Here is a 12876-nt window from a genome sequence, read left to right on the forward strand (position 1 = left end):
CCTGCGGCGACGTAGCCCGGATAGAGCGCAGCGTAATCCGGGATTCCTGCCACACTGGAGCCGCCCCGGATTTCGCTGCGCTCCATCCGGGCTACAGAAAGACAAGCGTAACAAAAAAGCCCCGGCTTGCGCCGGGGCCTTGATGTCGCAAAACGGACGTTTCGCTTACTTGCTGTCGCGGTTCTTCAGCGCGGTGCCGAGGATGTCGCCCAGCGTCGCACCCGAATCCGAGGAGCCGTACTGCGCGATGGCTTCCTTCTCTTCGGCGACTTCGAGCGCCTTGATCGACACCTGGACCTTGCGGGCCTTCTTGTCGAACTGGATGACGCGGGCATCGACCTTCTCGCCGACGGCGAAGCGTTCGGCGCGCTGGTCGTTGCGGTCACGGGCGAGCTCGGAGCGCTTGATGAAGGTGGTGAAGTCGGTACCGGCGATCTTCACCTCGATACCGCTTTCCTTCACTTCGAGCACTTCGCAGGTCACGACCGCACCCTTCTTGACATCGCCCGGCTCGGCGAAGGGATCGCCTTCGAGCTGCTTGATGCCGAGCGAGATGCGCTCCTTCTCGACGTCCACATCGAGCACCACGGCCTTCACCATGTCGCCCTTCTTGTAGTTGTCGATCACCTGCTCGCCCGGAAGCTTCCAGTCGAGATCGGAGAGGTGGACCATGCCATCGACGTCGCCCTCGAGGCCCAGGAACAGACCGAACTCGGTCTTGTTCTTGACCTCGCCCTCGACCACCGAACCGGTCGGGTGCTTCTCGACGAAGACCTCCCAGGGGTTGCGCATGGTCTGCTTGAGGCCGAGCGAGATGCGGCGCTTGACGGAATCCACTTCCAGCACCTGCACGTCGACTTCCTGCGAGGTCGACACGATCTTGCCGGGGTGCATGTTCTTCTTGGTCCACGACATCTCGGAGACGTGGATCAGGCCTTCGATGCCCGGCTCGAGCTCGACGAACGCACCGTAGTCGGTGATGTTGGTGACGCGGCCGGTGAAGCGGGCACCCAGCGGGTACTTGGCTTCGATGCCCTGCCACGGATCGTCCAGCAGCTGCTTCATGCCCAGCGAGATGCGGTGCGTCTCGTGGTTGATCTTGATGATCTTGACCTTCACGGTCTGGCCGATCGAGAGCACCTCGGTCGGGTGGTTGACGCGGCGCCAGGCGATGTCGGTGACGTGCAGGAGGCCGTCGATGCCGCCGAGGTCGACGAACGCACCGTAATCGGTGATGTTCTTGACCACGCCGTCGATGACCTGACCCTCTTCGAGGTTCTGCACCAGCTCCTGGCGCTGCTCGGCGCGGGTCTCTTCGAGCACCGTGCGGCGGGACACGACGATGTTGCCGCGGCGGCGGTCCATCTTCAGGATCTGGAACGGCTGCGAGTTGTTCATCAGCGGCGCAACGTCGCGGATCGGACGGATGTCGACCTGCGAGCGCGGCAGGAAGGCCACGGCACCGTCGAGGTCGACGGTGAAGCCGCCCTTGACCTGGTTGAAGATGACGCCGTTGACCTTCTCGTTGTTCTGGAACGCCTTCTCCAGCTTGCCCCAGCTCTCTTCGCGGCGCGCCTTGTCGCGCGACAGCACGGCTTCGCCGAGGGCGTTTTCAATGCGATCGAGGAACACTTCCACCTCGTCGCCGACCTTGAGGTCGCTCTCACGGCCGGGGCCGGAAAATTCGCGCAGCGCGACGCGGCCCTCGGTCTTCAGGCCGACGTCGATGACGGCCATGTCCTTTTCAATTGCAACCACCTTGCCCTTGACGACGGAGCTTTCCTGCAGGTTGCCACCTGCGAAGGACTCGTCGAGCATCGCGGCGAAATCGTCGCGCGACGGGCTATAGGTATCAGCAGAAGTCGAAGCCATTTGTTCTCCAGTTGCGGATGTCTTGCCGGCCGTTGGGTTCATGGGCGCATCGCGCGCGCAGTGTCGGAAGGTCCGCAAGACCTTCGAGCGACCGCTCGTTGCCCCGATCTAGCGACCAGAACAGCGGAAGCGGGCCGGCTGAGGCCCGCGCGTTCGATACGTTGAAAGCTTTGTCCGGAACCTGGATCGCGCCGGTCCCGAAACCGGGACGAAGCGTATCGACCTCAAAGAGCGGGAGCGGGCACTTCCTCCAATGACGGCGGCGGCTTAACCCCGCGACCGGCCCGCTCGGACAGCCTCGATAATGTCGATGGCGGCCCGGACGCCGCCTTCTATATCCAGTTGGGAGTTATCTAGCAAGTAAGCATCCGGGGCCGGTTTCAAAGGCGCAATCGGCCGATTCTTGTCACGTTCGTCACGCTGGAGGATGTCGGCGAGCACGGCCGCCTCGTCCGCCTCCTCGCCCCGCGCTTTGGCCTCCATGGTGCGGCGCCGGGCGCGGACCTTGGGGTCGGCGACCACGAAGATCTTCACGTCGGCATGGGGGCAGATCACGGTTCCAATATCGCGGCCGTCGAGCACGGCGCCGGGCGGATCGGCGGCGAACTGGCGCTGGAAATTGACCAGGACCTCGCGAACCCGAGGGATTGCCGACACGATCGAGGCTCCCTCGCCGGCCTTCTGGGTCTTCAGCGCAGGATTGCCGAACTTTTCGGGATCGAGCTCCAACGCGGCCTGCACCGCGGCCGCCTCATCGTTGAGATCGTGCCCTGATTGCATCAAGGAGTAGGCGACCGCGCGATAGATCACGCCGGTATCGAGATGACGATAGCCGTAATGGTGGGCGAGACGCTTGCCGAGCGTGCCCTTGCCCGAAGCCGCGGGCCCGTCGATGGCGATGATCATGAAAACTCGGCCCCTAGCGAACGCATCATCGGAATGAAATCCGGAAAGCTGGTGGCGATGAAGGCGGTGTCGTCGACGGTCACGGGCTGATCGGAGGCGCAGCCCATCACCAGCGCGGACATCGCGATGCGATGGTCCATATGGGTGGCGACAGTGCCGCCGCCCGGGACGTGGCCGCGACCCTCCACGATCAGATCGTCGCCGGAGACCACGACCTTGACGCCGTTGACGCGCAGCATGGCGGCGGTGGCTTCAAGCCGGTCGGATTCCTTGACGCGCAGCTCCTGCAGGCCGCGCATGATCGTAGTGCCTTCGGCGAACGACGCCGCCACCGCCAGCACCAGATATTCGTCGATCATCGACGGCGCGCGCTCCGGCGGCACCTCGACACCGCGCAGCTTCGACGCCCGCACGCGCAAGCGCGCCATCGGCTCGCCGGCATCGCCGCGCACTTCGCTCTCCTCGATGGAGGCGCCCATTTCGCGCAGCGTGGTGAACAGCCCAGTGCGCAGCGGATTGGTCATGACGTCGGACAGCACGACATCGGAGCCCTCCACGATCAGCGCCGCGACGATCGGGAAGGCGGCCGAAGAGGGATCGGCGGGCACCACGACATTGGCGCCATGCAGCTCGGGCTGGCCCACCAGCGTGATGCGGCGGCCGTGCCGGCCTTCCTGGACCGAGGTGATGTCGGCGCCGAAATGCTTCAGCATCAGCTCGGTGTGGTCGCGGCTGGCCTCGGTCTCGATGACCGTGGTGGTGCCGGGAGCGGCGAGGCCCGCCAGCAGCACGGCCGATTTGATCTGGGCCGACGCGACCGGGGTCTTGTAGACGATCGGCAGGGGGGCGCGCGCGCCCTGGAGGGTCAGCGGCAGGCGCCCGCCCTCGCCGCCGGCGGTGACTCTGGCACCCATCTTTTCCAGGGGATCGAGGATCCGGCGCATCGGACGGCTGCGCAGCGACGCGTCGCCGTCGAACACCGCCGAAATCGGGCAGCCGGCGACGGCGCCCATGACCAGCCGGCAGCCGGTGCCGGAATTGCCGAAATCCAGTGCTGCCTTGGGCTGGGCGAAGCCTCCGACCCCGACGCCGTTGACGGTCCAGGCGAAATCGCCGGTGCGCTCGACCTTGGCGCCCAGCGCCTGCATCGATTTGGCGGTGTTGAGGACGTCCTCGCCCTCGAGCAGGCCCGAAATCCTGGTCTCGCCGACCGCGAGCGCGCCCAGGATGAGGGCGCGGTGGGAGATCGACTTGTCGCCGGGCACCCGTACTTTCCCGGTCAGGGGACCGCTGGCGCGAGACTGGAGCGGCCTCGGTTGATCGGAATGGGTCAAGATTGTGTCCTTGAATAGGCCCGGTGGGCTGGCGCGCAGGTACCACATGGTCCGCGCCCCGTCACGGGCATGTCGTTCTCCCGTAATGCGCTATTGACAGCGGGCCGCCAACTAGCCAAGTGAAGCACCGCTTTTCAGACATTCCCAGGATTCCTGCCGTGGCCAAGTCCGAACTCGGAACCAAACGTATTTGCCCGACCACGGGCAAGAAGTTCTATGACCTCAACAAGAATCCGGTGATCTCGCCCTATACTGGCGAAGTGGTGCCGATCGCCCCGGTCGCTCCTGCCCGCGGCCCCCGTGCGGCCGAGGCCCGCAACATGGCCCAGGACAACGCGCCGGAGCCGGCGGAGACCGAGGAGTTGGTCTCGCTCGAGGAGGCCGATGCCGAGGAGAACACCGGCAAGGTCAAGGCGGTCGTGCCCGAATCGGAGGACGATATCGAGGTCGACGAGACCCTCGATGACGATGATGACGACGATTCGACCTTCATTGCCGACGAAGAAGAGGGCGATGAGGACGTGACCGACATCATTGGTGATGTCGGCGGTGATGAAGAGACTTGAGATCAGCCCTGATCTGTGAAAAAGGGTGCACCGCGCGAGTCGGAAGGCTCGCCGGTCCGGGGTGATCGACCAGGTTCACTCCGTCTAGGGTTAAGGGGCCATAGCTCAGCTGGGAGAGCGCTTGCATGGCATGCAAGAGGTCGGCGGTTCGATCCCGCCTGGCTCCACCAGCCTTCGCTGGCTTCGCCAGCTACGGCTCGGCAAGCCAGCTGCGCTCCCTCGTGGCGAAGCTAGCGAAGGCTGCCGCGGCGAAGCCCGAAGGGCGAAGCCGGGCTTCAGCAAAACAAGAGCGGGTGTAAGCTCTCCTCGCCTACCGAGGAGTGTGCCCGTGAAGTACGTCTACATCCTTGAGAGCCTTGATTCTCTCCACTTCTATGTCGGGATCACTGACGACCTCCGCGCCCGACTGGCAAAGCACAATGCTGGCGAGGTGCCCCACACTTCGAAATACGGACCTTGGCGGCTCAAGACTTACGTCGCATTCAGCGACGAGAAGCAGGCCGTCGCATTCGAAAAGTACTTGAAGTCAGCATCAGGCCGCTCCTTCGCCAAGAAGCGGCTTTAGCCCCCTACTCCCCGATCACCGCATTCAGCCGATCCCTCAGCGCGACGATCTCGTCTTTCATCGCGACCAGCTCCGACACCGAGCAGTCCGATGCCGCCAGGATCGATTGCGGCACGCTGCGGGCCTTCTCCTTCAGTGCATGGCCCTGCGGCGTCAGGGCGATCAGAACCTGACGCTCGTCCTCACGCGAGCGGGTGCGCCTGACGAGATGGGCGGCCTCGAGCCGCTTCAGCAGCGGCGTCAGCGTGCCCGAATCCAGGAACAGCTTCTCGCCGATCTCCTTGACCGGCACGTCATCGCGCTCCCACAGCACCAGCATGACCAGATATTGCGGATAGGTCAGGCCGAGTCGATCGAGCAGCGGCTTGTAGACGCGGTTAAAGGCGTGCGTAGCGGAATAGACCGCGAAGCAGATCTGGTTGTCGAGACGAAGCGGGTCTACCGCCGTTGATTTCCGGGCCATGAAGAATCCTGCGCGTTTCTCCCATTCTGGTCCCGGCCGGCGCCACATTCAATTGCGAACAATTAAATGTGAGGCGGGACGAATTAGATTGCGCACAATCTAATTGTCTGCGATAAAGCCCGCACCCCAACCCCGAAAGACCCGAGGAGACGACAATGTCCGTGAACGTCCTCTACAAGACCAGCGCCAAGGCCACCGGCGGCCGCGACGGCCATGCTGCGACCCTCGACGGCGCGCTCGACGTCAAGCTCACCACGCCGAAGGAGCTCGGCGGTGGCGGCGGCGCTGGAAACAATCCCGAGCAGCTGTTCGCGGCCGGCTATGCCGCCTGCTTCATCGGCGCGATGAAGTTCGTGGCCTCGCAGGGCGGCCCAAAGGTGCCTGCGGATGCCTCGGTCACCTCGACCGTCGGCATCGGCCCGCGCTCCGAGGGCGGTTTCGGCCTCGACATCGACCTCACCGTCTCGCTGCCGGGTCTCGCCCGCGCAGACGCCGAGGCGCTGGTCGCGAAGGCGCATCAGGTGTGCCCGTACTCCAATGCCACGCGCGGCAATGTCGACGTTCGCCTGACGGTGGTCTGATCGGCAGCGCGGATTGGCTGGCCCGGGAATCCCCCCTCGGGCCGGCCGCATCCGAGGGAATTTGCCACCCCGCGGCATGGCTGCACGCCGGCGCATGCGGCTCCACGCTCGGCGCCATTGCCGGCGCAAACAAACCTCGCTAGGCCTGTGAGCCAATGATCGACACAGGGAAGCGAAGGCATGACTGAAGCAGCAACGGGCGCCATGAGCGGACTGCGCGTCATCGATCTCACGCGCGTGCTCGGCGGTCCCTACTGCACCCAGATCCTCGCCGACCACGGCGCCGACGTGATCAAGGTCGAGCCGCCCGCGGGCGACGAGGTGCGTGAATGGGGCCCTCCGTTCCACGAGGAGGATGCGGCCTATTTCGTCGGCATCAACCGCAACAAGCGCTCGATCGGCCTCGACCTCGCCTCCGAGGGCGGCCGAATCGTGCTGCTCAAGATGCTGGAGACCGCCGACGTCCTGATCGAGAATTTCAAGCCGGGCACGCTGGAGAAATGGGGCATCGGCAACGACGTCCTCAGCAAGAAATATCCCCGCCTCGTGCATTGCCGGATCTGCGGCTTCGGCGCCGACGGCCCGCGCGGCGGCAACCCCGGCTATGATGCCATCATCCAGGCCATGACCGGCATGATCGCGGCGACCGGCTCGCCCGAGAGCGGGCCGATGCGGATCGGCGTTCCCTTGGTCGACATCACCACCGGACTTTATGCGGCGATCGGCATCCTGATGGCGCTGTCGGAGCGGCAGCGGTCGGGCAAGGGCCAGTTCCTGGAGACGACGCTGTACGAGACCGGCCTTGCCATCATGCATCCGCACACCGCGAATTATTTCATGCATGGCAAGCCGCCGGGTCTCACCGGCAACGAGCATCCGAACCTCGTGCCTTACGCGATCTTCCCGACCAAGACCGACAACATCTTCATCGGCGTCGGCAATGACGGCACCTTCCGCAAGCTGGCGAAGGAGATCGGCAAGCCCGAGCTCGGCACCGATCCGCGCTTTGCCCGCAACAAGGACCGCATCGCCAATCGCGAGGCACTGCGCGCCGAGCTTGCCGCCGTGTTCAGCCAGCACGAGGCCGAGCCGCTGTGCAACCGCCTGCTCGCGGCCGGCCTGCCTGCAGGTCCCGTGCAGAAGATCGACCAGGCGTTGACCAATCCGCACACGATCGCGCGTGGCGATATTATCGAGAAGGACTGGTACAAGGGCGTTGCCTCGCCGATCCGGCTCGACCGCAGCAAGCCGAGCCTGCGCCGCGTGCCGCCGAAATTCAGCCAGCATGCGGCCGAGGTGCTGGGCGAGTTCGGCTACTCCAAGGCCGAGATCGACGCGATGGTCGAAAAAGGCACGGTCTGCGGTCCCGAGCGGAAACGCTGAGCTAAGGCGAGCGTCAACGGTGGTGCGCTCCCTCTCCCGCTTGCAAGTGGGAGAGGTTCGGAGCCCGCGGCACGATAGTGCCTCATCTCAATGCCGCACTGCGGCGCGCGCACGCATGTGCAGCGCGAACGAGTTGGCTGACGGCTCCGTCTTGGCCTATTTGACAACTTCCCATTTGGCCGCGCTTGCTGCTTTCGTTTCTCCCGCTTACACAGTCATGTGAACGTCATATGGCGCTGCTAGCGCAAGCGCTTCTTTAGTGACGGGCAAGGGAGGTTCTTGATGGCTCTTCGACATTTTGGCACGGCGGCGGCCGTCGCACTCACAATTGGTCTCGGCGCCTCGCCGGCGCTTGCCGTGACCGAAATCCAGTGGTGGCACGCGATGACCGGCGCCAACAACGACGTCATCGTCAGGCTCGCCAACGATTTCAACACCACGCAGAGCGACTACAAGGTGATCCCGACCTACAAGGGCAACTACGCCGACACGATGAACGCCGGCATCGCCGCGTTCCGCGCCGGCAACGCGCCGCACATCATGCAGGTGTTCGAGGTCGGCACCGCCACCATGATGGCAGCGACCGGCGCCGTGAAGCCGGTCTACAAGCTGATGGCCGAGACCGGCGAGAAGTTCGATCCGAAGGCCTATCTGCCTGCGATCACCGGCTATTACTCGACCTCGAAGGGCGAGATGCTGTCCTTCCCGTTCAACTCGTCCTCGACCGTGATGTGGGTCAACCTCGACGCACTGAAGAAAGCGAATGTCGAGGTGCCGAAGACCTGGCCCGAAGTGTTCGACGCCGCCAAGAAGCTGAAGGCGGCCGGCCACGCCACCTGCGGCTTCTCCAACTCCTGGGTCACCTGGGTCAATCTCGAGCAGCTCTCCGCCTGGCACAACGTGCCGCTCGCCAGCAAGGCCAACGGCCTCGACGGTTTCGACACCGTGCTGTCCTTCAACGGTCCGCTCCAGGTCAAGCATCTCGAAAATCTGGTCGAGCTCCAGAAGGACAAGACCTACGACTATGCCGGCCGCACCAACACCGGCGAAGGCCGCTTCACGTCGGGTGAATGCCCGCTCTACCTGACCTCGTCCGCGTTCTTCGGCAACGTCAAGGCGCAGGCCAAGTTCGCCTTCACCGCGGTGCCGATGCCCTATTACCCGGACGCCAAGGGCGCGCCGCAGAACTCGATCATCGGCGGTGCCTCGCTCTGGGTAATGGGCGGCAAACCGGCGGACGATTACAAGGGCGTCGCCAAATTCTTCTCTTTCCTCTCGGACACCGATCGCCAAGTCTACATCCACAAGGCCTCGGGCTATCTGCCGATCACCAAGGCGGCCTATGAGAAGGCCAAGGCGGATGGCTTCTACAAGGATCAGCCCTATCTGGAGACGCCGCTGCTCGAGCTGACCAACAAGGAGCCGACCGAGAATTCGCGCGGCCTGCGCCTCGGCAACATGGTGCAGCTCCGTGACGTCTGGGCGGAGGAGATCGAGCAGGCGCTGGCCGGCAAGAAGACCGCCAAGCAGGCGCTGGACGCGGCCGTCGAGCGCGGCAACACCATGCTGCGCCAGTTCGAAAAGACCGCCGTGAAGTAAGGCGACAAGCGGCAGGCCGGTCCCCCGGCCTGCCGCGCTGGGGCATCATGCAAAAGCAAGCCATTTTCCAATCGAAGCTGTTGCCCTATGCGCTGGTTGCGCCGCAACTCGCGATCGTCCTGATTTTCTTCTACTGGCCGGCCTTGCAGGCGATGATCCAGTCGTTCCTGCTGCAGGACGCCTTCGGCCTGTCGACCAGCTTCGTCTGGTTCGAGAACTATATCGAGTTGTTCAAGGAGCCCGCCTATTTCGAGGCGATCCTGCGCACCTTCTTCTTCTCGTTCGCGATCGCGGTGTCGTCGCTGTCGTTCGCGCTGCTGCTGGCCGTGATGGCAGACAAGCCGCTGCGCGGCTCGATGCTCTACCGCACGCTGCTGATCTGGCCCTATGCGGTGGCGCCGCCGGTCGTCGGCGTGCTCTGGATCTTCATGCTGCATCCCTCGCTCGGCGTGCTCTCGCGCTACCTGCGGGCGCTGGGCATCGACTGGAATCCACTGCTCGACGGCGACCAGGCCGCAGCGCTGATCATCCTGGCCGCCGCCTGGAAGCAGATCTCCTACAACTTCCTGTTCTTCCTCGCCGGCCTGCAGAGCATCCCCAGAAGCGTGATCGAGGCGGCTGCGATCGACGGCGCCCGCCCGATGCGCAGGTTCTGGACCGTGATCTTCCCGCTGCTGTCGCCGACCATCTTCTTCCTCCTGGTCGTCAACATCGTCTACGCCTTCTTCGACACGTTCGGCATCATCGACACGATGACCCGCGGCGGTCCGGGCAAGTCGACGGAGACGCTGGTCTACAAGGTCTATACCGACGGCCTGCTCGGCGGAAACCTCGGCAGCTCCGCGGCGCAATCGGTGATCCTGATGATCATGGTGATCGTGCTGACGGGCATCCAGTTCCGCTTCGTCGAACGCAAGGTGACCTACTGATGGTCGAGGAAGAAGGCTTTCGGCGCTACATTGCCCATATCATCCTCTGGATCGGGATCGCGATCGTCGCCTTCCCGGTCTATCTCGCCTTCGTGGCGTCCACCCAGGACAACGCGGTGATCGCCAACGGGCAGATGTCGTTGCTGCCCGGGGGTCATTTCTTCCAGACCTACTACCAGACCATCTTCATCGGCACGAGCGGCTCGACCCGCGAGCCGGTCGGCAACATGATGCTGAACTCGCTGGTGATGGCGCTGCTGATCGCGCTGGGCAAGATCGCGGTCTCGATCATCTCGGCCTATGCGATCGTGTATTTCCGCTTCCCGTTCCGGATGGCGCTGTTCTGGCTGATCTTCATCACGCTGATGCTGCCGGTCGAAGTCCGCATCTATCCGACCTACAAGATCGTCGCCGACCTGCACATGCTCGACAGCTATGCCGGCCTGTCGCTGCCGCTGATCGCATCGGCCACCGCGACGCTGCTGTTCCGCCAGTTCTTCATGACCGTGCCGGACGAGCTGCTGGAGGCCTCGCGCATCGACGGCGCCGGCCCCTTCCGCTTCTTCTGGGATACGCTCTTGCCGCTGTCGCGCACCAACATGGCGGCGCTGTTCGTGATCCTGTTCATCCTCGGTTGGAATCAATATCTCTGGCCGCTGTTGATCACCACGCGCGACGACATGCAGACCATCCAGATCGGCATCCGCAAGATGATCACCACCACCGACGCGCTGACCGAATGGCCGATCGTGATGGCAACCGCCGTGCTGGCCATGCTGCCGCCGGTGTTCGTCGTCGTCGCCATGCAGAAATTGTTCGTGCGCGGCCTGGTCGAGACGGAGAAGTAGAGACTTATGGCCAACGTCACCCTGCGCAGCGTCCGCAAAACCTATCCCGGCGGCTTCGAGGCCATCAAGGGCGTCGACGTCGATGTCGGCGACGGACAGTTCTGCGTGCTGGTCGGCCCCTCCGGCTGCGGCAAGTCCACGCTGCTGCGCATGGTCGCGGGGCTGGAGACGGTCACCGGCGGCGAGATCGACATCGGCGGCCGCGTCGTCAACGGAGTAGAGCCCGCCGATCGCGACATCGCGATGGTGTTCCAGAACTACGCGCTCTATCCGCATATGAGCGTCTACAACAACATGGCCTATGGCCTGCGCAACCGCGGCATGGCCGAGGCCGAGATCAAGACCCGCGTCGAGGAAGCCGCGCGCGTGCTCGAGCTCTCCGCCATGCTAGAGCGCAAGCCGCGCCAGCTCTCCGGCGGCCAGCGCCAGCGCGTCGCCATGGGCCGCGCCATCGTGCGCCAGCCGAAGGTGTTTTTGTTCGACGAGCCGCTGTCCAACCTCGACGCCAAGCTGCGCATCGCGATGCGGGTCGAGATCCGCAAATTGCAGCGCCGGCTCAACACGACGTCGATCTACGTCACCCATGACCAGCTCGAGGCGATGACGCTCGCCGACATTCTTGTCGTGATGAACGGCGGCCAGGTCGAGCAGGTCGGCAATCCGCTTGATATCTACGAGAAACCGGCGACGACCTTCGTCGCCTCCTTCATCGGCGCGCCGCCGATGAACTTGATGTCGACCCGGCCCGAGGAGATCCGGTCGCAGCTCGCCGGCAGCGCCGCGGCCGATGCCGGCATCGTCGGAATCCGCCCGGAGGATTTTGTCATCACCGACGAAGTCCCGGCCGGCGGCGTCGCCCTGCCGCTCACCGTGGAAGCGATCGAGCGCGTCGGCGCCGAAACCTTCGTCTACGGCTCGCGCGAGCAGGAGGACCAGCGCGTCGCCGCTACGCCCGGCGAGCTGCCGCCCGGCGAGGTCATCGTCCGCATTCCCGGAACCCAAGCGCCCGCCATCGGCGCGAGAATCCGTGTCGCGGCGATGCGGGCCAAGCTGCATCTGTTCAGTGACGACGGGCGGACGCGGCTCAAGGGCTGAGCGGCTCCGGGGCCCGACGACAAAGGTGTGAAAACAACCCCATGCACAGTAGAAGGGGGTTTGTTTTTGTTGGGATAAATCGCCTCGCACGACGCGTCATGCCAACCATGACGAACCAGGCATTCGGGCGATGGCGGAAAGTGGCCCGTCCACAGCCTCCCCCGCTACCTGCTTGAACCCACAGGGGAACATGCCCATATTGCTGATCAAGGGGCGCCGCTCGCGGGCCCTGATGCACCAAAGTCGCTTCGAGAGGACTTTGTAAACTATGTCTCGTGTTCCAACGCTCTCCAGTCCCTTCCTGCTGGGCTTTGACGAGATCGAGCGCGTGCTCGATCGGGTCGTCAAAGGCGCCGACGGTTATCCTCCCTACAATATCGAGAGGTGCGACCGCACGGACGGCCAGCCCGAGCGTTTGCGCATCACGCTGGCGGTCGCCGGATTTACGCGCGACCAACTCGATGTAACCATTGAGGAAAACCAGCTCGTGATCCGCGGGCGGCAGCAGGACGACAAGACCCGGCAATACATCCATCGCGGCATCGCCGCACGCCACTTCCAGCGCACCTTCGTGCTGGCGGAGGGGATGCTGGTGCTGGGTGCGGATCTGAAGAACGGGTTGTTGTCGATCGATCTGGCCCGGCCTGAACCGGAGCGGATCGTTAAGACAATCGCTATCAATGAGCACGAATAATGGAACGAGTAGCGGACTCGACCGCTTAGTGTTCCAGAGGA

At 64.1% G+C, this 12876-nt stretch carries 13 protein-coding genes and 1 tRNA gene; 10 read left to right on the forward strand and 4 right to left on the reverse strand.

Annotation, left to right across the window (positions count from 1 at the left end):
• Nucleotides 1-165 precede the first annotated feature (165 nt).
• The 3 genes from rpsA to aroA all read right to left on the reverse strand — a co-directional run bounded on the left by rpsA (nucleotide 166) and on the right by aroA (nucleotide 4112).
• On the reverse strand, nucleotides 166-1872 hold the full coding sequence (gene rpsA, locus I6F28_RS29340; RefSeq protein WP_036009120.1) for a 30S ribosomal protein S1: 1707 nt from the start codon (nucleotides 1870-1872) through the stop codon (nucleotides 166-168).
• A 267-nt stretch (nucleotides 1873-2139) separates the two neighbouring features.
• On the reverse strand, nucleotides 2140-2778 hold the full coding sequence (cmk, locus tag I6F28_RS29345; RefSeq protein WP_225142423.1) for a (d)CMP kinase: 639 nt from the start codon (nucleotides 2776-2778) through the stop codon (nucleotides 2140-2142).
• Nucleotides 2775-4112 (reverse strand): 3-phosphoshikimate 1-carboxyvinyltransferase, encoded by a 1338-nt coding sequence (gene aroA / locus I6F28_RS29350; protein WP_225142424.1) that lies wholly within the window; start codon nucleotides 4110-4112, stop codon nucleotides 2775-2777. The genes cmk and aroA overlap by 4 nt, the downstream gene beginning before the upstream one ends.
• 158 nt (nucleotides 4113-4270) lie before the next feature.
• Between aroA and I6F28_RS29355 the strand changes: the two genes are divergently transcribed.
• From I6F28_RS29355 to I6F28_RS37645, 3 genes are all read left to right on the forward strand, one after another.
• Entirely contained in the window at nucleotides 4271-4678 is a 408-nt protein-coding gene (locus tag I6F28_RS29355) for a TIGR02300 family protein (protein WP_036009126.1), read from the forward strand.
• A gap of 94 nt (nucleotides 4679-4772) precedes the next feature.
• A tRNA-Ala gene (locus tag I6F28_RS29360) sits at nucleotides 4773-4848 on the forward strand.
• Nucleotides 4849-5006: 158 nt separating this feature from the next.
• Complete coding sequence (locus I6F28_RS37645) at nucleotides 5007-5243, forward strand: GIY-YIG nuclease family protein (protein ID WP_225142425.1); 237 nt, start codon at nucleotides 5007-5009, stop codon at nucleotides 5241-5243.
• Nucleotides 5244-5247: 4 nt separating this feature from the next.
• Here I6F28_RS37645 and I6F28_RS29370 read toward each other — a convergent pair whose 3' ends face one another.
• Nucleotides 5248-5706 (reverse strand): MarR family winged helix-turn-helix transcriptional regulator, encoded by a 459-nt coding sequence (locus tag I6F28_RS29370; protein WP_074447577.1) that lies wholly within the window; start codon nucleotides 5704-5706, stop codon nucleotides 5248-5250.
• Between the two features lie 155 nt (nucleotides 5707-5861).
• On the opposite strand from I6F28_RS29370, the gene I6F28_RS29375 reads away from it, so the two are divergent.
• The 7 genes from I6F28_RS29375 to I6F28_RS29405 all read left to right on the forward strand — a co-directional run bounded on the left by I6F28_RS29375 (nucleotide 5862) and on the right by I6F28_RS29405 (nucleotide 12835).
• Entirely contained in the window at nucleotides 5862-6287 is a 426-nt protein-coding gene (locus I6F28_RS29375; RefSeq protein WP_225142426.1) for an organic hydroperoxide resistance protein, read from the forward strand.
• Nucleotides 6288-6467: 180 nt separating this feature from the next.
• Nucleotides 6468-7670 carry a CaiB/BaiF CoA transferase family protein gene (locus tag I6F28_RS29380; protein ID WP_036009143.1) on the forward strand — a complete coding sequence of 401 codons (1203 nt, stop codon included), beginning with the start codon at nucleotides 6468-6470 and terminating at the stop codon, nucleotides 7668-7670.
• Between the two features lie 282 nt (nucleotides 7671-7952).
• Nucleotides 7953-9269: a sn-glycerol-3-phosphate ABC transporter substrate-binding protein UgpB gene (gene ugpB / locus I6F28_RS29385; RefSeq protein ID WP_036009146.1), complete on the forward strand. Its 1317-nt coding sequence runs from the start codon at nucleotides 7953-7955 to the stop codon at nucleotides 9267-9269.
• A 47-nt stretch (nucleotides 9270-9316) separates the two neighbouring features.
• Nucleotides 9317-10198, forward strand: coding sequence for a sn-glycerol-3-phosphate ABC transporter permease UgpA (gene ugpA / locus I6F28_RS29390; protein WP_036009149.1), 882 nt, complete (start codon nucleotides 9317-9319; stop codon nucleotides 10196-10198).
• Complete coding sequence (gene ugpE, locus I6F28_RS29395) at nucleotides 10198-11046, forward strand: sn-glycerol-3-phosphate ABC transporter permease UgpE (protein WP_225142427.1); 849 nt, start codon at nucleotides 10198-10200, stop codon at nucleotides 11044-11046. Before ugpA ends, ugpE begins: the two co-directional genes overlap by 1 nt.
• A 6-nt stretch (nucleotides 11047-11052) precedes the next feature.
• Nucleotides 11053-12141, forward strand: coding sequence for a sn-glycerol-3-phosphate import ATP-binding protein UgpC (locus I6F28_RS29400; protein ID WP_225142428.1), 1089 nt, complete (start codon nucleotides 11053-11055; stop codon nucleotides 12139-12141).
• A gap of 268 nt (nucleotides 12142-12409) precedes the next feature.
• The gene (locus I6F28_RS29405; protein WP_024338612.1) at nucleotides 12410-12835 is read left to right on the forward strand and encodes an Hsp20 family protein; all 426 of its coding nucleotides are present in this window, start codon (nucleotides 12410-12412) and stop codon (nucleotides 12833-12835) included.
• Nucleotides 12836-12876: the final 41 nt, after the last annotated feature.

The sequence above is a fragment of the Bradyrhizobium sp. NBAIM14 genome, assembly GCF_020193895.1.
GTDB classification, from domain to species: Bacteria; Pseudomonadota; Alphaproteobacteria; order Rhizobiales; family Xanthobacteraceae; genus Bradyrhizobium; species Bradyrhizobium yuanmingense.